Source organism: Neobacillus niacini (genome assembly GCF_023715415.1).
In the GTDB taxonomy this organism is placed as follows: domain Bacteria; phylum Bacillota; class Bacilli; order Bacillales; family Cytobacillaceae; genus Neobacillus; species Neobacillus niacini_C.
Genome location: NZ_JAMBOB010000005.1, coordinates 325,946 through 346,058 on the forward strand (window position 1 = coordinate 325,946; position 20,113 = coordinate 346,058).

The following is a 20,113-nucleotide window of genomic DNA, read 5'->3' on the forward strand; positions in this document are numbered from 1 at the left end:
CCCTCTATGTTGAGGGGGATTTTTGCTAGATGTATAAATCCGCTATTTGTCTCTAAGAATAATGGTATTAAGGAGGCATTTTATCGGTGGAAATTCGGGTTAAATGGTTTTATCGAATAGGTTTTTTGCTTCTTTTACTCATTGCACTTTACGTGTTTTTAAAAATTCGATTTGTCTGGTTACCCATTGTAAGAGTGGCGATAGTGATTATCCTGCCTTTCTTTATTGGCGGCTTTATTACATATTTGCTTCACCCAATTGTTGAAAAGCTCCATGAAAAAGGCTTACATCGAGGACTTGCGATTTTTTTGATTTATTTTCTGTTTTTTGGCGGTATTGGATTAGCACTCTATAAAGGAATTCCTGCTTTTATTTCACAAGTAAGAGACCTTGCAGAAAGTGCGCCCATCCTAGCAGAGCAATACCGAAACTGGATAAAGGAACTTCAATCGCATACACGGGAATGGCCAGATGGTCTTCAAGAGCAAATCAATGAAGGAATTATTGGTTTTGAAAAACGATTAGATTCACTACTAAATGTAATCGTTACTTCCTTGCTTAGCTTCTTGAATTTTGCGTTTGCCATCATGATTATTCCTTTTATTGCTTTTTATATGTTAAAGGATTTCGGTCTCATTAAAAGAGCGGTATGGTATATTACACCTAAAAAATGGCGGAGAAAAGGAACACGATTTCTTATGGATATCGATGAATCACTTGGCAGCTACATTAGAGGACAGCTTTTAGTTTGTCTTATTATCGGAAGTCTTTCCTCTATTTTATTTTGGATTTTCCATTTAAAATATCCTCTACTTTTAGGCATGATTATTGGGGTCACAAATGTAATCCCCTATTTTGGTCCAATTATTGGTGCGGTTCCGGCCGTTATTATCGCTGCCACAGGCTCAGGTAAATTAGTGCTTATTACCGTTGTCATCGTTTTTGGATTACAATTTTTAGAAGGAAATATATTGTCTCCTTATATCGTGGGAAAAAGTCTGCATATGCACCCATTGATGATTATGATTGCTTTAACGGCAGGCGGAGAAATAGGAGGAATCCTTGGAATGATTGTAGCTGTACCCGTTCTTGTTGTCCTTAAAGTAAGCATTATTCATGCAAAAAATCATTTCATGCACGAAAAAGTAAAGGAACCCGCTCCATCAGATTGACAAACGTTTTTTGTGTGGCTATAATCCCATTATAGAATATTTTGGATAAACATGTTGAAGGACCTTAGTATGTTGTAGACCATCTTTTAAGAGAGGAGCTTCCTTGGCTGTGAGAGGCTCTAGATGAAGGATAACAGAAGCTAGTCTGGAGTGCAGCTAACCACTGCCGTCATTGCCGCGTTAAGGCATTATTTGAGAGATGAACACCAAAGGTTTTGTGTTCATAATCAGGGTGGTACCGCGAGTTAGCTCTCGTCCCTGTTAGGGATGAGGGCTTTTTTGTGTTCATTTTTAAATTATTATCCAGCGTCAGCGCCTAGCCCCTCGAGGTCAAAAAACCTTCGGCAATAAAAGTCAAAAAGCGGACTTTTATTGCCGAAGAACTTTTGCTTGTCGGGGCTGAACAAGGCGCTTATGCTTTTAAACTAGGGAGGCTTATTAATATGAAATACTTGACTGGTTCAGAAATTCGAAAAATGTATTTAGATTTTTTCCAGGAGAAAGGGCATACTGTTGAACCAAGTGCGTCGCTTGTTCCTCATGAAGATCCAACATTATTATGGATTAATAGTGGTGTTGCCACATTAAAAAAATACTTCGATGGCCGTGTTATTCCAGCGAATCCAAGGATTACAAATGCTCAAAAATCAATTCGCACCAACGACATCGAGAACGTTGGGAAAACTGCACGCCATCATACCTTTTTCGAAATGCTCGGCAACTTTTCTATTGGCGAATATTTTAAAGAGGAAGCGATTGAGTGGGCATGGGAGTTTTTAACGGATAAAAAATGGATTGGCTGGGACGAAGAACTTCTTTCTGTTACGATTCATCCAGAGGACCATGAAGCATTTGATCTTTGGAATAAAAAAATTGGTATTCCAGAGGAGCGAATCATTCGTCTTGAAGGGAACTTCTGGGATATTGGTGAAGGCCCAAGTGGTCCGAATACCGAAATCTTCTATGACCGCGGTCCAGAGTATGGGGATGATCCAGCTGATCCCGAATTATATCCGGGCGGCGAGAACGAACGGTATCTTGAGGTTTGGAATCTTGTATTTTCTCAGTTTAATCATAACCCGGACGGAACGTATACGCCGCTGCCAAAGAAAAACATTGATACAGGCATGGGCCTAGAAAGAATGGCTTCTGTTGTTCAAAATGTACCAACTAACTTTGATACCGATTTGTTTATCCCGATAATCAGAGCAACTGAAGAGATTTCTGGTGTGAAATATGGCGAGGATAAAGAAAAGGATACTGCTTTTAAGGTAGTTGCCGACCATATTCGTACCGTTGCCTTTGCTGTGGGAGATGGGGCATTGCCATCAAACGAAGGTCGTGGATATGTATTACGACGCCTGCTTCGCCGAGCAGTCCGCTATGCAAAACAGATTAATATTAACCGTCCTTTTATGTATGAATTGGTTCCAGTAGTAGGGGAAATCATGCATGATTTCTACCCAGAGGTAAAAGACAAGACGGAGTTTATTCAGAAAGTGATAAAAAATGAAGAAGAACGCTTCCACGAAACCTTACATGAAGGTTTATCGATACTAGGGACTGTCATTAAAAAAGAGAAGGAAAAAGGAAGCGATACGATCTCTGGAAGTGATATTTTCCGACTGTATGACACCTATGGTTTCCCTGTAGAATTAACCGAAGAATATGCAGAAGAAGAGGGAATGAAGGTAGACCACGCAGGTTTTGAAACAGAAATGGAATTACAGCGTGAACGCGCTCGTGCTGCTCGCCAGGATGTCGATAGTATGCAGGTTCAAGGCGGCGTACTTGGAGACATTAAGGTAGATAGTGAATTCGTTGGATATGACCAACTTCAAACAAGCTCTACGGTTGTGGCAATCCTTAAAAATGGTGAATTGATCGAGGAAGCATTTAGTGGTGACGAGGTTCAATTAATTCTTGATGTAACACCATTCTATGCCGAAAGCGGCGGGCAGATTGCAGACCGTGGAATGATTTATGCAGAGGGTGTTGCCGTAGCGGTAAAAGACGTACAAAAAGCACCAAATGGTCAAAATCTTCATAAAGCAGTAGTAGAATCAGGAATACTAAAAAGTGATGCAAAAGTGACAGCAACTGTAAATCAAGATAATCGAGTGCAAATTATCAAAAATCATACAGCTACCCACTTGCTTCACCAAGCACTAAAGGATGTTCTCGGAACACATGTAAACCAGGCAGGTTCACTAGTGGAACCAGATCGTCTCCGTTTTGATTTCTCACATTTTGGTCAAGTGAAGCCAGAAGAACTAGAGGAAATTGAGAAAAATGTTAATCAGCAAATCTGGAGAAATATCGAAGTGAATATCAGCCTTAAACCGATTGCTGAAGCAAAAGAAATGGGTGCAATGGCTCTTTTCGGTGAAAAATATGGTGATATCGTTCGTGTTGTTAAAGTAGGCGATTATAGCTTAGAGCTTTGCGGCGGCTGTCACGTTCCAAATACATCTGTAATTGGTCTATTTAAAATCGTTTCTGAAGGCGGAATCGGTGCGGGGACGAGGAGAATAGAAGCTGTAACAGGTGAGTCAGCGTACCAATTGATGAACGATCAAGTGAGTTTATTAAAGGATGCAGCTGATAAGTTGAAAACAAATCCTAAAGAAGTCGTTAATCGAATTGAAGTCTTGATGTCTGAAATTAAACAACTTCAGCGTGAAAACGAATCGCTTGCTGCAAAACTAGGAAATATTGAAGCTGGCAGCCTTGTGTCAAAAGCAAGGGTAATTGACGGTGTAACGGTATTGGCAGCAAAGGTTCAAGCATCGGATATGAACAACTTGCGAAATATGGCTGATGAATTGAAGCAAAAGGTCGAATCAGCTGTAATCCTGCTCGGCAGTGTAAATGATGGGAAAGTTAATTTAATTGCTGCTGTCACAAAGGATTTAATTGACAAGGGATACCATGCTGGTAAATTAATCAAAGAAGTTGCTACACGCTGCGGCGGGGGTGGCGGCGGCAGACCTGATATGGCACAAGCTGGCGGAAAAGATCCAGAAAAACTAGACTCTGCCCTGCAATTCGTAGAAGAATGGGTGAAATCAATTTGATAATGAGACAAAGTAGTGTAATATATAGGTAACTAAGGCTAAAATTAGCAACGTGTACAAGTTAGTTATCTCCTCTACTAAAAATGCGAGGTGCATATGATGAGCTCATTTGATAAAACGATGAGATTTAATTTTCCTGAAGAGCCTTTTGAACATGACGTAAATGATGTTCTTCTTCAAGTTTATGAGGCCTTACAGGAAAAAGGGTATAACCCAATTAATCAAATCGTCGGATATTTACTGTCCGGAGATCCTGCTTATATTCCCCGTCATCGGGATGCTAGGAATATCATTCGTAAACTTGAACGGGATGAAATTATTGAGGAATTAGTTAAATACTATTTAAATCAACGACGCGAGGGTTAAGAAATGCGGATTATGGGATTAGATGTAGGCTCTAAGACAGTCGGGATTGCTATTAGCGATGAGCTTGGCTGGACTGCACAGGGCCTCAAAACCCTCAAAATTGACGAAGAAAAAAATAAGTTTGGTTTTGATGAAATTGGTCAATTAATAAAAGAGTATGGAATCAGTCAAGTTGTTATTGGGCTGCCAAAGAATATGAATGGTTCCATTGGACCTCGTGGTGAAGCCAGTAAGCGATACGCAGAGGAAATTGAAAATCAATTTTCAGTTTCAACCATTTTATGGGACGAGCGGTTAACGACAATGGCAGCAGAACGGGTTTTGCTTGAAGCGGATGTCAGCCGTAAAAAGCGAAAAAAAGTAATTGATAAAATGGCAGCTATGATGATTTTACAAGGCTATCTTGATAGCAAAAATTAATGAGGTGAAGATATGGAACACGGAGAAAATCAAATTACAATTGTAGATGAAAAAGGTAACGAACAACTATGTGAAGTACTTTTTACATTTGAATCAGAGGATTTTGGCAAGTCTTATGTATTGTTTCAACAAGTAGGCGGAGCCGAAGACGATGAAGAAGGTCCTGAAATTCATGCCTATGCCTTCAATCCTAATGATGAGGATGGCGAAGGTGAATTAATTCCGATTGAAACGGAAGAAGAATGGGACATGGTAGAAGAAATGCTCAATACCTTCTACGACGAGCAAGAAGACGAAGAATAAAACAAGTACAAAAAACGACCCTGTTAATGGGTCGTTTTTTGTTATGTCATGGTTGAATACGCTTACGATTTTCGTGTAAAATTGACATTTTTCGCTATTTATGCTGAAATAATATTTGATACGCAATTTCAAAAATGCGAAAAAAGAGTTTGAAAGATATATGTTTCTGGGCTTATGGGAGGGTCAATTAGATGTCAACAGAAGAGACACACTCGAAAAAAGAGGTCATACGAAAGAAAATGCTGGAGCACCAAAGCGAAGCAAGAATTGTTCGCAGGATTGTTTTAATTATTACAATCGTGGCTATTTTAATCCTCGTCTTTATCGGCGGAGGGGGTTATCTCTACATCAAGTCAGCACTGCAGCCTGTTGACAAGGATAGTAAAGTTCAGAAAAAGGTAGAAATCCCAATAGGGTCATCCGTAACGGGAATATCTGAGAAATTGGAATCTAACGGAATCATTAAAAATGCTAAAGTCTTTAAATACTATGTTAAATTTAAAAATGAAGCTGGTTTTATGGCTGGAGAATATGAACTGAGTCCTTCGATGGAGATTCCAGAAATTATTAATCGCCTAAAAACAGGAAAGGTCTTGCAGCAAGCTGCTTTTCAGTTAACGATTCCAGAAGGTAAACAGTTAAAGGAAATCGCCCAAATCATTGCAAAAACGGTAAATAAATCGGAAGAAGAAGTGTTTACTCAATTAAATGATCGAACATTTATTCAAAAAATGATGGGGAAATTTCCTGATTTATTAACAACAGATATACTGAATCCTGCTATTAAATATCCACTCGAGGGCTATTTGTTTCCAGCAACCTATCCATTCTACAAGCCAAATCCAACAGTAGAAGAAATGATTGTTACGATGCTCGAACAAACTAGAAAAGTGATTACACCTTATTTGGCAGAACTCAGTGAAGAAGAGTTTACCGCACACCAGTTGTTGACGATGTCCTCCTTGATTGAAGAAGAGGCAACGGAAAAAGCGGATCGTAAAGATATCTCGAGTGTCTTTTATAATCGAATCGAACAAGATATGCCTTTACAGACAGATCCAACCGTTTTATATGCGCAAGGTAAACACAAGGAAAGAGTTTTATACGAGGATTTAGAAGTAAATTCACCTTATAATACTTATAAGCATAAGGGACTTCCTCCAGGTCCGATTGCGAATGCAGGCAAAGATTCAATCGAGGCGGCTTTAAATCCATCTGAAACGAAGTATTTGTATTTCCTAGCTACAGCCGGAGGAGATGTTATTTTCACAAAAACTCTAGAGGAACATAATGCGGCAAAAGCTGAGCATATTACCAATAATAATTAATAAAGACACAGGGGGGAATGGTTTTCTTTCCTCCCTGTTTGTGTTAAAATAGTTCAAGTGTTTTATGAGCAGATAATAGCGTTTCTTAGAACGCTATTTTTTCATGTCTAAAGAGCAGCATTGTGGCAACAATGCTTTAAAAGAGGCAGGTGATGGCAGTTTGTTGAATGATAAACTGCATTCTTATATTGAGGAACTGATTCCAGGACGTGAACCATTGTTTATCGAAATGGAAAAATACGCATTAGAAAATAAGGTACCGATTATGGAGCTTGTTGGAATTGAAGCTCTCCTGCAACTATTAAGAATTCAAAACTCTAGTAAAATTCTTGAGGTAGGAACTGCAATTGGTTATTCTGCCTTACGAATGGCGGAGGCTCTGCCAAATGCGAGCATCGTTACGATAGAAAGAGACATAGATAGAATACAGGCTGCAGAAGAATATATAGTTCGTTCGAAGCATGGCAAACAGGTTATTTTGATTAAAGGTGATGCCTTAGAGGTTGAGGAGCTTGTAGGTGAACAAGCCCCATACGACACCATATTTGTAGATGCTGCAAAGGGACAATATCAAAAATTCTTTGAGATGTATTCCAAATACCTTAGTATTGATGGCATCATCATAACCGATAATGTTTTATTTAAAGGTCTTGTTACACAATCAGAGATTGAATCAAAAAGGATTCGTAATCTTGTCAGGAAAATAGATAACTTCAATCAATGGCTGATGAATCATCCTGATTATCATACAGTGATTCTCCCTGTTGGTGATGGGATTGCTATTAGTAAAAAGAAGAGGTGACTAAAATGAAAAGAACGGAATTATTAGTTACTCCACTGTCAGTTGACGATATAATGCCGCTAGCTGAAGCTGGTGCCGATGCGTTTGTAGTTGGAGAACAAAGATATGGATTACGTTTAGCAGGCGAATTTAATCGTGAACAGGTAAAGCAGGCGATAGAATTAGCACATTCTAAAGAGAAAAAAGTCTATGTTGCCATGAATGCTATTTTTCATAATGAAAAAATGGATGAATTAAGTGATTATATTAAATTTGCTCAAGAAGCAAATGCCGATGCAATTATCTTTGGTGATCCTGCTGTCTTAATGACTGCACGTGAAGCAGCACCTGAAATGAAGCTGCATTGGAGCACGGAAACGCTTGGAACAAATTGGTTTTCCTGTAACTATTGGGGTCAAAAAGGTGCCAAAAGAGCTGTTCTAGCCCGTGAAATGAATATGGATGCAATCGTGGAAATCAAAGAAAATGCTGAGGTTGAAATAGAGGTTCAAGTTCATGGGATGAGCTGTATGTTCCAATCTAAACGGTCACTTCTTGGAAACTATTATGAGTACCAAGGAAAAGTTATGGAAATCGAAAACCGTAAAGCGGAAAAAAATATGTTCATACATGATAAAGAAAGAGAAAATAAATATCCAATCTTTGAAGATGAGAATGGCACTCATATTATGAGTCCAAATGATATTTGTATCATTGACGAGCTGCAGGAAATGCTTGAAGCAGGTGTAGATTCCTTTAAAATTGATGGAATCTTAAAGTCTTCAGACTATCTTATTGCAGTAACAAAGGCATACCGTGAAGCGATTGACTTATTCTATAAGGACACTGATTTATATGACGATAAAAAAGACGAGCTATTAGAAGCTATTGAGTCTGTACAGCCAGAAAATCGCAAATTAGACACCGGATTCTTTTTCAAAGAAACAGTTTACTAAAAAGGAGGAGTTCATTCGTGGATACAGTTAAAGAAAATATTTCTGAAATCATCGATGGAAAACGCGTGATTGTGAAAAAACCAGAACTCCTTGCGCCCGCAGGAAATCTTGAAAAATTAAAAATTGCTGTTCAATATGGTGCTGATGCCGTATTTATTGGCGGTCAGGAATATGGTTTACGTTCAAACGCTGATAACTTTACATTTGAAGAAATGAAGGAAGGCGTAGAATTCGCTAAAAAATTTGGAGCAAAAATATACGTAACAACTAATATTTTTGCTCACAACGAGAATATTGATGGGTTAGAAGACTACATCCTTGGGTTAAAGGAAACAGGAATAGCCGGGATTATCGTTGCAGACCCATTAATTATTGAAACATGCCGCAGACTGGCACCAGAAATTGAAATTCACATCAGCACGCAGCAATCTATTACAAACTGGAAAACAGCTCAGTTTTGGAAAGAAAGCGGTGCGGAACGTGTCGTTTTAGCGCGTGAGGCAAGTGCAGAAGAAATTAGAGAAATGAAGAAAAAAGTCGATGTTGAGATTGAAATCTTTATTCATGGAGCAATGTGTATTGCCTATTCTGGACGTTGTACACTAAGTAACCACATGACCGCTAGGGATTCAAACCGAGGCGGCTGCTGTCAGTCCTGCCGTTGGGATTATGATTTATATCAACTTGAAGGCAGTACAACAGAAGTGCCTTTATATGGCGAGAATGATGCGCCATTTGCCATGAGCCCTAAGGATCTCAACCTGATTCAAGCGATTCCTCAAATGATTGAGCTTGGAATTGATAGCTTGAAAATTGAAGGCCGAATGAAGTCGATTCACTATATTGCTACGGTTGTCAGTGTATATAGAAAGGTTATTGACGCCTATTGTGCCGACCCAGACAATTTCGTGATTAAGCGTGAGTGGTTAGAAGAGCTGGACAAATGTGCGAATCGTGAAACAGCACCTGCATTTTTTGAAGGAGTTCCTGGGTATAAAGAGCAAATGTTTGGTAATCATAGCAACAAGACAAAGTTTGAATTTGTCGGTCTTGTGTTGGATTACAACGAAGAAACGCAAATGGTTACCCTTCAACAACGAAACCACTTTAAACCGGGTCAGGAAGTCGAATTCTTTGGTCCGGAAATTCAAAACTTTACACATGTGATAGATAAAATTTGGGATGAAAAAGGTAATGAACTGGATGCAGCAAGACATCCGCTTCAAATTGTACAATTTAAATTGGACAAACCGGTTTACCCTAACAACATGATGCGAAAGGAGAACTAGGTTGATGCGCAAACCGGTTGTTATTGGTGTTGCCGGAGGTTCCGGCTCAGGGAAAACTAGTGTAACAAAGGCAATCTATGAAAGCTTTAAAGGTCATTCTATAACCATGCTTCAACAGGATTATTATTATAAAGACCAAAGTGATTTACCCTTTGAGGAACGCTTAAAGACGAATTATGATCATCCCTTGGCGTTTGATAATGATTTGCTTATCGAACATATTGAAAAGCTGTTACGTTACGAGCCGATTGAAAAACCAGTTTATGATTATTCGCTGCATACCCGCTCAAAAGAAATCATTGATGTTGAACCGAAAGATGTTATTATACTAGAAGGTATACTTGTTCTTGAAGATGAGCGATTGCGAAAATTGATGGACATGAAGCTGTTTGTTGACACAGATGCGGATATTCGGATTCTCAGAAGGATGTCACGTGACATTAAAGAGCGTGGGCGGACATTGGACTCAGTTATTGAGCAATATACGAATGTGGTTCGTCCGATGCACAATCAATTTATTGAACCGACCAAAAGATATGCAGATGTTATAATTCCTGAAGGCGGTCAAAATCATGTGGCGATTGATTTAATGGTCACAAAAATTCAAACAATTCTTGAACAAAAGTCAATTTTATGAAACAATAGCTTAAAGATTAGGTTAAAATGAATCCATATTGGATGAATACTGGTTGCGCGCCCTTTAAGAGGACGCGCTCCTATGTATTTATGTGATTCCTACATAACATTATCAAACACAATCTATGGGGGATTGTGAAGACTAGAAGGAGTGAGAAGTTTTGGCGATTGAAAAAGTATTTCCAATGACACAGGCGGGTAAAGACAAACTTATCCAGGAGCTTGAACATTTAAAATCTGTAAAGCGTAAAGAAGTTGTAGAAAGAATTAAAATTGCAAGAAGTTTCGGAGATTTATCTGAAAACTCTGAATATGATTCTGCAAAAGAAGAACAGGCATTTGTAGAAGGTCGTATTACAACTTTAGAAAATATGATTCGCAATGCTAAGATTATTGAAGAAGGCGACACGGCTAGTGATGCAGTTACATTAGGCAGATCTGTTACATTTGTGGAACTTCCCAATGGTGATGAAGAAACTTATACGATCGTTGGAAGTGCAGAGGCAGATCCGTTTGAAGGGAAAATTTCAAACGATTCTCCAATAGCAAAAAGCTTACTTGGCAAAAAAGTGGGCGATCAGGTATCTGTTCAAACACCTGGCGGCGAAATGAGCGTCAGAATTGTCTCGATTAAGTAAATGATTTTTATCAATATGTTTGAAAACGCTGCACCTCGTCAAAACTTTTGACGAGGTGTTTTTTCATGATACGAAAACGAATTAAAGGATTACTCGTCCTTTGTATAATTGGGCTGTTAATTCTTACTGGTCGATTAATTCAGATTCAGCTGGTTCAAACGGAAACTTTTTCAAAGCATAATGTAAATCTGCTAGAAGAAAGTGTAAAGCAAAGAACGCAGGAATTAGTCATCGATAACGGGCGTGGTAATTTTCTTGATCGGAATGGAGAACTGCTAACCCATAAGAAAGTATCAGTTCTTGTTCTCTTTCCTTTTTTGAAAAATATGGAATGGGATGTAGAAGCAGTAGCCTCTATTTCTGGTATTTCAGAGTATAGTTTAAAAAACGCCTTAGAGGATGCAAATAAACCATTTGCTTATGGAGAACCACAGCCAATAGAATTAACACCATCACAAATGGAAAAAATTAATAAGCTTGAAATACCTGGTGTATTTGCCATTGAAAAGAAATTTGAACGCAGCGAGATTCTTGCGGAGCAATTAATTGGTTTAACAGGGGAAAACGTAGAAGAATTAAAAAAACGGTATCCCAATAAGGAGCTTTCAGAAAAGACACTTTTAGGTGTTTCTGGTCTTGAAGAAAGTTTTGATGAATTTTTACTTCCTGAAGGTAAGTCTAAACTGGTTTATCATGTTGATGGTGACGGCGCACCGTTATTCGGGATTAATGTAAAGTATGTTGATCCTGCTAATCCTTTTTACCCAGTAAATATTAAAACAACGATTGATAAAAGTTTACAGCAGAAATCAGAGGAATTAGTGGACCAGCATGCAATAAAGAAGGGCGGTTTAGTGCTTCTTGATATTGAAAGCAATAGTGTCCTAGCATCCGTTTCACGTCCGTCTATCAATAAAAGTGATCCCTATAGCGGCTCTGGGATTACAAACCGGATGCTAAAGCAAGAAATAATGGGTTCTATTTTTAAAACTGTGGTGGCAGCGGCTGCCATTGATAATAGTCTTGATGACCCAACAAGGTTATTTAATTGTAGTAAAAAAATTAACGGTGAACCTGAACTCAAGTACAATTATGGAATGCTCTCATTTACGGACAGCTTTGCGAGAAGCTGTAACCGGACCTTTGGAGAACTGGCAAAGGAACTTCAAAAAATAGATAAAAATATGCTGGAGGATTATGCTGAGAAATTGTCATTAACAGGTACTGTTGGCTGGCAGGGTGAAGTGTATCATACCGAAAATTTTAAACAGCTTGTCGATGAAGATAAGGGCAGGGTATTTTTGACAGAAGAGGCTAAGAAGGACCAAAACTATGCAGCCATGTCTGGGATTGGTCAACATGAGGTTCGGGCAACGCCGCTGGCCGTAGCCAATATGATGGCCACAATAGCTAGAGGCGGTAAAAAAGAAATGGTGAGAACTGCTTCGAAAATAGAGTATAAAAATGGTACGACGATGGTAACCTTCGATAATAAACCATTATCTGGCGATACCATTTCACCTTATACGACGATGAAGCTTCAAAAATTATTAAGAGAGGTTGTTGTAAATCCGAATGGAACTGGTAAATGGTTTCAAGACCTTCCCTATGAGGTTGCAGGTAAATCAGGAACCGCAGAGACAGGGAAATACGAGAATGATAAACAATTGCATAATAAGTGGTTTGCTGGCTATTTTCCCTATCAAAATCCAAAATATGCGCTTGTTGCCGTTAATTTAGATGTTCTAGATACAGAAGGCGGTGTAAATTTGTTATTTGCCGATATGGTAAAAATGTTATATGAATATGACAAAGGATTACAATAGTATTAACTTAAGGGAAAATCCTTCAAGTTCTTTTCAATTCATGTTAGAATGTTGACAGCCATAATAATTGTTTAGCGGCGCTTCGCTTTTCTATTTGGAGGGATTTTTTTATGAGTAACGATTTCCAATCTGGCTCACGTTCAGGTTATCGGGCTAAAAGGAAGAAAACGAATATTATCTTGAATAGTCTTATTGTCATTGTGCTAGCGCTTATCTTCTTTGTAGCCTATACAATCTTTTTATCAGGTGATGACAAAGCAACTCCTAAACAAGAAGACACCAAAACAGCAGCAAATCAAACCTCAGAAAAAGAGGATAAAGATACTGAAAAAAATGACGCAGCCCAGGAAACTCAGGAAGATACTGATACTGAGGAGATTGCGGATGAAGAGAGTGAAGAAGCTTCAGCACCTAAGCAGGAAGATGATTCACAGGCAGTTATATCCGAGGGGGATGGAACTACCAATGTAGTTAGAACCATCGAGAACCCTGCCTGGAAGCCTGTAGGTACCGTGCAAACAGGTGAACATGCGACTGTTTACGACAAGACATCCGTTGATTGGCAGGAGATGTTAAAGGCGGTCTCTTATGCAACTGGATTAGAGGAAACTAATACGACTGTTTATTGGTTTGGCCGTGATAAATCGGATGGTGTTGGAGTGTTTAGTACTGTTGCCTCAAAAGACAAACAGCAAAAATACACTGTCTACCTTGATTGGGTAGATGGCGAAGGCTGGAAGCCTGTAAAGGTTGAGGAGCTTTCTGCAATAGAATAAACAAAAAATAGGATGGGTTCTCCATCCTATTTTTTACGTTTAAAGTGCACAACTGCGGTATAGAAGGTCTGCCCCTTTTCGGTAACGTACATTTGATGGGAGACTGAATGAACGCCTAATAAGATTGCCTTATTTTCCTCAATTTTTGCTTCGATTTTCTTTTCTAATACCAATAGATCTGTTGCATCAAAGAATTCTACTTTATCCTCAATAAAATCAAGTTGGAAATTCATCATATTAACCACCCCTTCCCTATGTACATTCTAGTTAATTCCTGCCAGTGAATCAATGAAATAGTACCATTTTCTCTGTAAGGATAAAGATGTTTTACCTGTTCGTATTGGAAGAATTCTGTCGAATGATGGTAGAATAGTGTTTGCGGATATGATAGTTTAATCTGAGGAAGATTATTATGAAAGAAGTAAAACAAATAGAAAGAGGTATGAAAATGAAAATTGCCATCATTGGAGCAATGGAAGAAGAAGTAAAATTGTTAAGAGACAATATTGAGGGACAGACTCAGGAAACAGTTGCAGGCTGCGAGTTTACTTTTGGACAAATGAAGGGCCGAGAGGTGATATTACTGCGTTCTGGAATTGGCAAAGTAAATGCAGCGATGTCAACAACCATTTTGCTCGAAAAATATAAGCCAGATTACATAATTAATACAGGCTCTGCAGGTGGTTTCAATCCTGATTTAAACGTGGGTGATGCCGTAATCTCTACTGAAGTACGTCATCATGATGTCGATGTTACAGCTTTCGGGTATGAATATGGTCAAGTACCACAGCTTCCAGCAGCTTTTTGTGCAGATGAAAAGTTAATACAAATAGCTGAAGATGCTGCAAAGGAACTAGATAAATTTCAAGTGGTGAAAGGGCTAATCGTTACTGGAGATTCATTTATGGAAGATCCCGAGCGTGTTAAATTTGTCCAATCCAAATTCGATAAATTGCAGGCGGTTGAAATGGAAGCAGCAGCGATAGCTCAAGTGGCTCATCGTTTTGGAGTACCTTTCGTCATCATTCGCTCTTTATCTGATATTGCAGGGAAGGAATCTGAAACCTCCTTTGATCAATTTATTGACAAGGCAGCAACTCATTCCGCAACATTGGTCATGAAAATCGTCGAAGCAATAGGGTAAGCAGTAGATATCATTAGTCCGGTGGAATATCCGGGCTTTTTGTTTTTCTAAAATTTACATACTCTTTTAAGCTGTTTTTTATGGTAAAGTAGGTTAGTAGATTTTAAGAAAAGTAGGTGACCAACAGTGGACAAACAAACGAAAAGTCTTAATGAAAAAATGGTTGATTTTAAACAATTTGCTATCGTATTACTCGCTGTCGGTGTATTTTTCTTTCTAGGTGTAATTATTCCATCAGACTTTAAGAGCGAAATGGATGTAAATATAATGATGATCTCCTCGATGTCCTTTTTAGCAGTTTCGATTTTATTCTTTATTCAATCAAAACAATGCCAGCTTAAACTTATGGATATCGAAGACAGCAGCCAAAAATAAACGTTCCCTTGGGACGTTTATTTTTTTTGAATAAACAAGGCAATTTAATTATTTTTTAAAAAATTTCAAAAAAGTGGTTTACAAAGGGTATGTCGCTGGATATAATTACCGTAGTTAGTAAAAAATTCCGAAGGAGGTCGAAGAAAATGATGATGAAGTTAATGGTTGCTGCCACTGGTAATGCTATTTGGATGACAACTGCATATGTAAATAATTTGCATTCGACCGACAGGAATGGATTGCTTAACTAATTTTTAGTTACCTAACATATCCATGCCGCAGGGAGAGTGCTGCCCTGCGGTATTTTTGTGCCTAAAATTAAGGCCGCAAGGGAGTAATTTCTTGCGGCCTTTTTGTGCCTGAAATATGGATATAATTAGCAAAAATGGTTATAAAGGGAAGGGGTGATAGTTATGACACTAAATATATTTTTTATCTCGATTACATTAAAAAAACGCAAAGAAAGCCTGCAGCAAGCAAAACGAAATGAAATGGTTGAAAAACTTTTTGAGCAAAACAAAGAACGTCAATTGTCCGTTTATCATTTACTATAAATTAACCCTAAAAAAAAGGAAGTGTATTTAAATGACTCTTAATATTTTGTTTTTTTCAATAACAGTTAAGAAACGTAAAGAAAGTCTGCAAGAAGCAATTCAAAATGAAATGGTTGAAAAGTTATATGATCAGCACAAAGACCGTCAAGCTACTGCGTATCATTTAATGTAATAAACCCTTTATGGGAGGTGACAAGTCATGACATTAAATATTTTATTCTTATCCATTACCATAAAAAAACGTGAGATGAGTATCGAAGAAGCAGCGCATCAAGAACAAGTAAAGAAAATATATGAAGCAACGAAAGATCGTCAAATCTCCGTGCATCGCATTATGTAGTAATGCTTTAAATACAAAAAATGAAAGGTGGGTTTACAATGATATATTTGATTCAAAAACGTGGTGCAAGCTTATGGAGTATGAAAGATACCACCTAGTTAACTTATTTAAGGAGGTAGTAAAAAATGCCGGTCCATACCTTTATATTGTTTCTTTTCATAAAAGCAAAGAAGAAAAGTAAAAAATGAAATCATAAATAACGATAAAAGATTAACGATATATGTTTGTTAACAAATTGTTCACATCCCCTTAAGTTAAATACTGTGAAAATGTGATAAATTCGAAGTAGATAAAAGGATCTATCTTAAGGGGTGGAGAATATGTTCATGATGGTGATGGCTTTGGTCATAACTGCGGCGATTGGCTGTGTAATAACAGCGGAGCTAAGTGTAGAATAACAAGAAGCATTGACCTTTATTAAGGTCAGTGCTTTTTTTTGTACTGTGATAAAAGCCTTTATTTTCAAATAAAATGTTTTGGACAGACACAATCACCCTGTTTGTAACATAGGAATTAGTTATAGGCAAAGCCCAAAAAAGCACGGGGGTGGATGTGCATGGCAGGGATTCTTACAGCACTTGGTTATCTCATTAAGGAATTTTTATTTCTTGTCTCTTATGTTAAAAACAATGCTTTTCCGCAGCCCCTATCTGCTGCAGATGAAAGGAAATATTTACGGTTAATGGCGGAAGGGGACTCTCATGCTCGTAATATGTTGATTGAACATAATTTACGGCTTGTAGCTCATATTGTAAAAAAGTTCGAAAACACTGGGGAAGATTCAGAGGATTTAATTTCAATAGGAACGATTGGTTTAATAAAAGCAATTGAGAGCTATTCCGAGGGGAAAGGAACGAAGCTTGCAACGTATGCAGCACGATGTATTGAAAATGAGATCCTCATGCATCTGCGAGCGCTAAAGAAGACCAAAAAGGATGTCTCTTTACATGACCCGATTGGACAGGATAAAGAAGGGAATGAAATCTCACTCATTGATGTACTAAAATCGGAATCAGAAGATGTTATTGATACCATCCAGTTGAATATGGAGCTTGAAAAAATTCGGAAATATATTGATGTCCTGGACGACAGAGAGAAAGAAGTCATTGTCGGCCGTTTTGGTCTCGATCTTCAAAAGGAAAAAACCCAGCGAGAAATTGCGAAGGAATTAGGGATTTCAAGAAGCTATGTTTCAAGGATTGAAAAACGCGCACTCATGAAAATGTTCCATGAATTTTACCGTGCAGAAAAAGAACGAAAGAAAAAGAACTGAGCAACAGAGCCGGAACCTTTCCGTCTCTGTTTTTTTATGTATTGCGGCAGATGCCCATACATAAAAGTATACAGGCACATACCCTAGTAGTAAAAGGGAAAGGGGGTATTAACGTGTCATATGGTTATCCAAATCCCTGCTGCTATCAAGCCCCATATCCAGTTTATCCTGTACCTTATGCAACTGGAGGAGGCGGATGGTACGCACTCTTCATCGTATTATTAATACTAGTCCTAATCTTTGGCGGCTGGTGGTATTATACAAGCTGCTGTTAAGAGGATAAATGCTTGTGCAGTCCTTGCACAAGCTATTTTTTATGTCAGAGGCAAATAATAGAATTTTTCAGATCATATATTTATAATGGAAAGGTACATAGATAAGGGGGTAATGGGATGACAGCGATTACATATTCAGATGTTTGGAATCTGGAAGTATTTTTTAAAGGTGGAAGCAATTCTGCTGAACTAGCAGACCACTTAAAGGTAACAAAGGAATTAATTGAGCTATTTGAAACAAAAGTAAAAAACTGGTCACCGCTCAATACAGCTGAGGATAAGATTATTTTAAAAGAGTTACTATCAGACTTTGAAAGCGCTGGAAAAAAGCTTCGTCAAGCAGCGGCATTTGTGGGCTGTCTTCAAGCTCAAAATACTGAAGACAAAAAGGCTTACCAACTTGAGGCGACCGTAACAGGGCTTAGTGCTACTTTTCAATCTGCACTTAGTGCATTTGACAACTTATTATCATCCATCAATGATGATATTTGGGTACAAGTGTTGGAAGATAATTACCTGCAAGAAATGACGTTTTCGCTAACGGAACGCCGCGAACGCGCAAAAGAAAAGCTTTCGATTGAGGAAGAAGCGCTAATTAGTTCACTAGGTGTAGATGGGTACCATAGCTGGGGACAATTGTATGATCTTATTGTTAGTAAAATAAAGATTCCTGTTGAGGAAAATGGTGAGATAAAACAGCTATCTGTTGGCCAGGCATCGAATAGATTTTCTAGCTCAGACCGCGAAGTACGAAAAGCCGTTTTTAAAAGCTGGGAAAAGTCATGGAATGAACAAAGTGATTACTTATCAAAAACATTAAATCATCTTTCTGGGTTCCGTTTAAATGTTTATAAAAAACGTGGTTGGGAAGAAGTTTTAAAAGAACCATTACGAATTAATCGAATGAAAAAAGAAACATTAGAAACCATGTGGGCAGTCATTTCTGAAAATAAACAGCCTCTTGTTGAATATCTGAATCGTAAAGCGAAACTCTTAGGTATTGGAAAATTAAGCTGGTTTGATTTAGATGCTCCTTATGGAAAAACTGAGTCAAAGGTTTCTTACCAAGAGGGTGCTGAATTTATTGAGCAAAACTTCGCTCTATTTGGTGAAAAAATGTCCGCTTTTGCGAAGATGGCATTTGAGAATCAATGGATTGAAGCCGAAGACCGTCCTGGAAAAGCACCTGGAGGTTTCTGTACCGGATTTCCTGAAAGTGAAGAATCTCGTATTTTCATGACGTATTCAGGTACACCTTCCAATGTATCTACACTTGCTCACGAACTGGGTCATGGCTTCCATTCCTATGCAATGAGAGGAGTACATTATCTCAATCGCGGGTATGCCATGAATGTTGCCGAAACTGCCTCTACTTTTGCAGAAATGATTGTGGCTGACGCAGCTGTGAAAAATGCTAAGGATGAAGAAGAAAAGCTCGCATTACTAGATGATAAAATTCAAAGAACGGTTGCCCTGTTAATGAATATCCATGCTCGCTTTCTATTTGAGACCCGTTTCTATGAGGAGAGAAAGCGCGGTCCAGTATCCGTTGAAACATTAAATGAACTGATGGAAGGTGCTCAGAAGGAAGCTTATTGTGAGGCTTTGGATGAATATCATCCGTTATTTTGGGCATCCAAGCTTCATTTTTTTATTACAGGTGTACCGTTTTATAATTTCCCATATACTTTTGGCTATTTATTCTCACTTGGTATATATGCGCAGGCACTTGAAGAAGGTAAAGGCTATGAAGAAAAGTATATTGCCTTATTAAGAGATACTGCTTCGATGACTGTTGAGGATTTAGCAGCTAAACATTTACAAGTGAATTTAGATCAAAAAGATTTCTGGGAAAAGGCAGTCAAAATCTGTATTGATGATATTGAAGAGTTCCTTCAATTAACAGAAAATAAATAAAAAATGGAGCCCAGCAGATTCCTGCTGGGCTTTACTATTACACCTTTTTTAGTTTAAATGGGCTGACCATTAGGAATGATAAAATGATGATAATGAACAAAAATGTTTGTGCCGGCAAGTATGGAATAGCTAAGAAGCTTAATGTTGCAAGGCACCCTGCTGCAGTAATCGGCAGACCTGTAAAATAGCCATTTCCCTCTGTGATATTAAAGCGAGCCAATCTAAAAGCACCACAACCGATATAGAAAACCGTGAAAAACGATCCAGGTCCCCCAAATTCATTTAAGATTCCTTGATATAGTAATAGTGCAGGTGCCACTCCAAATGATATAATATCACTCATGGAATCCAATTGTTTGCCAAGCTCTGATTCAATATTAAATTTTCTAGCAGCCATACCGTCAAATCGATCAGCTAATGCGGCGATAAAAATTAATAACAAGCTTAATCGTAAATTTCCCTCCATGGCAAAAATAATGGCAAATCCACCAAAAGATAAATTGGTTAAGGTAATAACATTTGCAGTTTGGGATTTAAGTTTCTTAATTGTAGAATCAAAAACGTCTAATAAAAACATTTTGCTCCACCACTCCTTTTCAACAAGCCGGAAGAGAACTCTAATTTTTTTTGTTTATCTATTATATTTAATATTAAGCTTTTTAAGAAG

The 20,113-nt window shown here is 38.1% G+C and carries 23 protein-coding genes and 1 other annotated feature; of the genes, 21 read left to right on the forward strand and 2 right to left on the reverse strand.

Annotated features, from left to right (window positions below; translation table 11 throughout):
• The first annotated feature begins 86 nt into the window (after nucleotides 1–86).
• From M3189_RS13625 to M3189_RS13685, 13 genes are all read left to right on the forward strand, one after another.
• Entirely contained in the window at nucleotides 87–1,172 is a 1,086-nt protein-coding gene (locus M3189_RS13625; protein ID WP_251634613.1) for an AI-2E family transporter, read from the forward strand.
• A 45-nt stretch (nucleotides 1,173–1,217) separates the two neighbouring features.
• Nucleotides 1,218–1,435 (forward strand) — a binding site (T-box leader).
• Between the two features lie 180 nt (nucleotides 1,436–1,615).
• Entirely contained in the window at nucleotides 1,616–4,249 is a 2,634-nt protein-coding gene (gene alaS, locus M3189_RS13630) for an alanine--tRNA ligase (RefSeq protein WP_251634614.1), read from the forward strand.
• 99 nt (nucleotides 4,250–4,348) lie between these two features.
• A complete protein-coding gene (locus M3189_RS13635; protein ID WP_251634615.1) occupies nucleotides 4,349–4,615 on the forward strand; it encodes an IreB family regulatory phosphoprotein in 267 nt (88 codons plus the stop codon).
• 3 nt (nucleotides 4,616–4,618) lie between these two features.
• The gene (gene ruvX, locus M3189_RS13640; RefSeq protein WP_095250077.1) at nucleotides 4,619–5,035 is read left to right on the forward strand and encodes a Holliday junction resolvase RuvX; all 417 of its coding nucleotides are present in this window, start codon (nucleotides 4,619–4,621) and stop codon (nucleotides 5,033–5,035) included.
• A 12-nt stretch (nucleotides 5,036–5,047) separates the two neighbouring features.
• The gene (locus M3189_RS13645) at nucleotides 5,048–5,338 is read left to right on the forward strand and encodes a DUF1292 domain-containing protein (protein ID WP_179157218.1); all 291 of its coding nucleotides are present in this window, start codon (nucleotides 5,048–5,050) and stop codon (nucleotides 5,336–5,338) included.
• Between the two features lie 191 nt (nucleotides 5,339–5,529).
• Nucleotides 5,530–6,666 (forward strand): endolytic transglycosylase MltG, encoded by a 1,137-nt coding sequence (gene mltG / locus M3189_RS13650; RefSeq protein ID WP_251634616.1) that lies wholly within the window; start codon nucleotides 5,530–5,532, stop codon nucleotides 6,664–6,666.
• Between the two features lie 103 nt (nucleotides 6,667–6,769).
• Nucleotides 6,770–7,468, forward strand: coding sequence for an O-methyltransferase (locus M3189_RS13655; protein WP_251634617.1), 699 nt, complete (start codon nucleotides 6,770–6,772; stop codon nucleotides 7,466–7,468).
• Nucleotides 7,469–7,473: 5 nt separating this feature from the next.
• Nucleotides 7,474–8,403 (forward strand): peptidase U32 family protein, encoded by a 930-nt coding sequence (locus M3189_RS13660; RefSeq protein ID WP_251634618.1) that lies wholly within the window; start codon nucleotides 7,474–7,476, stop codon nucleotides 8,401–8,403.
• Between the two features lie 17 nt (nucleotides 8,404–8,420).
• Nucleotides 8,421–9,692 carry a peptidase U32 family protein gene (locus M3189_RS13665; protein ID WP_251634619.1) on the forward strand — a complete coding sequence of 424 codons (1,272 nt, stop codon included), beginning with the start codon at nucleotides 8,421–8,423 and terminating at the stop codon, nucleotides 9,690–9,692.
• Between the two features lies 1 nt (nucleotide 9,693).
• Nucleotides 9,694–10,329 (forward strand): uridine kinase, encoded by a 636-nt coding sequence (gene udk / locus M3189_RS13670; RefSeq protein ID WP_251634620.1) that lies wholly within the window; start codon nucleotides 9,694–9,696, stop codon nucleotides 10,327–10,329.
• A 160-nt stretch (nucleotides 10,330–10,489) separates the two neighbouring features.
• Nucleotides 10,490–10,966 carry a transcription elongation factor GreA gene (gene greA / locus M3189_RS13675; protein ID WP_251634621.1) on the forward strand — a complete coding sequence of 159 codons (477 nt, stop codon included), beginning with the start codon at nucleotides 10,490–10,492 and terminating at the stop codon, nucleotides 10,964–10,966.
• Between the two features lie 65 nt (nucleotides 10,967–11,031).
• A complete protein-coding gene (locus M3189_RS13680; RefSeq protein WP_251634622.1) occupies nucleotides 11,032–12,792 on the forward strand; it encodes a peptidoglycan D,D-transpeptidase FtsI family protein in 1,761 nt (586 codons plus the stop codon).
• A 110-nt stretch (nucleotides 12,793–12,902) separates the two neighbouring features.
• Nucleotides 12,903–13,568: a YrrS family protein gene (locus M3189_RS13685; protein WP_251634623.1), complete on the forward strand. Its 666-nt coding sequence runs from the start codon at nucleotides 12,903–12,905 to the stop codon at nucleotides 13,566–13,568.
• Between the two features lie 26 nt (nucleotides 13,569–13,594).
• Here M3189_RS13685 and M3189_RS13690 read toward each other — a convergent pair whose 3' ends face one another.
• Nucleotides 13,595–13,801 carry a DUF2536 family protein gene (locus M3189_RS13690; RefSeq protein ID WP_251634782.1) on the reverse strand — a complete coding sequence of 69 codons (207 nt, stop codon included), beginning with the start codon at nucleotides 13,799–13,801 and terminating at the stop codon, nucleotides 13,595–13,597.
• 215 nt (nucleotides 13,802–14,016) lie between these two features.
• Between M3189_RS13690 and mtnN the strand changes: the two genes are divergently transcribed.
• From mtnN to M3189_RS13730, 8 genes are all read left to right on the forward strand, one after another.
• Complete coding sequence (mtnN, locus tag M3189_RS13695; RefSeq protein ID WP_251634783.1) at nucleotides 14,017–14,712, forward strand: 5'-methylthioadenosine/S-adenosylhomocysteine nucleosidase; 696 nt, start codon at nucleotides 14,017–14,019, stop codon at nucleotides 14,710–14,712.
• Nucleotides 14,713–14,838: 126 nt separating this feature from the next.
• On the forward strand, nucleotides 14,839–15,087 hold the full coding sequence (locus M3189_RS13700; protein ID WP_251634624.1) for a YrhC family protein: 249 nt from the start codon (nucleotides 14,839–14,841) through the stop codon (nucleotides 15,085–15,087).
• 413 nt (nucleotides 15,088–15,500) lie between these two features.
• Nucleotides 15,501–15,641 carry a YrzI family small protein gene (locus M3189_RS13705; protein WP_251634625.1) on the forward strand — a complete coding sequence of 47 codons (141 nt, stop codon included), beginning with the start codon at nucleotides 15,501–15,503 and terminating at the stop codon, nucleotides 15,639–15,641.
• Nucleotides 15,642–15,672: 31 nt separating this feature from the next.
• Nucleotides 15,673–15,813, forward strand: a complete 141-nt coding sequence (locus M3189_RS13710; RefSeq protein ID WP_285889642.1) for a YrzI family small protein — start codon at nucleotides 15,673–15,675, stop codon at nucleotides 15,811–15,813.
• Nucleotides 15,814–15,840: 27 nt separating this feature from the next.
• The gene (locus M3189_RS13715) at nucleotides 15,841–15,981 is read left to right on the forward strand and encodes a YrzI family small protein (protein WP_251634627.1); all 141 of its coding nucleotides are present in this window, start codon (nucleotides 15,841–15,843) and stop codon (nucleotides 15,979–15,981) included.
• 556 nt (nucleotides 15,982–16,537) lie between these two features.
• A complete protein-coding gene (gene sigK, locus M3189_RS13720) occupies nucleotides 16,538–17,254 on the forward strand; it encodes an RNA polymerase sporulation sigma factor SigK (RefSeq protein WP_095250093.1) in 717 nt (238 codons plus the stop codon).
• Between the two features lie 113 nt (nucleotides 17,255–17,367).
• Nucleotides 17,368–17,529: a hypothetical protein gene (locus tag M3189_RS13725; protein WP_251634628.1), complete on the forward strand. Its 162-nt coding sequence runs from the start codon at nucleotides 17,368–17,370 to the stop codon at nucleotides 17,527–17,529.
• A 117-nt stretch (nucleotides 17,530–17,646) separates the two neighbouring features.
• Nucleotides 17,647–19,446: a M3 family oligoendopeptidase gene (locus tag M3189_RS13730; RefSeq protein WP_251634629.1), complete on the forward strand. Its 1,800-nt coding sequence runs from the start codon at nucleotides 17,647–17,649 to the stop codon at nucleotides 19,444–19,446.
• A 37-nt stretch (nucleotides 19,447–19,483) separates the two neighbouring features.
• Here the strand turns inward: M3189_RS13730 and pssA are convergent, their stop codons facing one another.
• Complete coding sequence (gene pssA / locus M3189_RS13735) at nucleotides 19,484–20,023, reverse strand: CDP-diacylglycerol--serine O-phosphatidyltransferase (protein WP_251634630.1); 540 nt, start codon at nucleotides 20,021–20,023, stop codon at nucleotides 19,484–19,486.
• Between the last annotated feature and the right edge of the window lie 90 nt (nucleotides 20,024–20,113).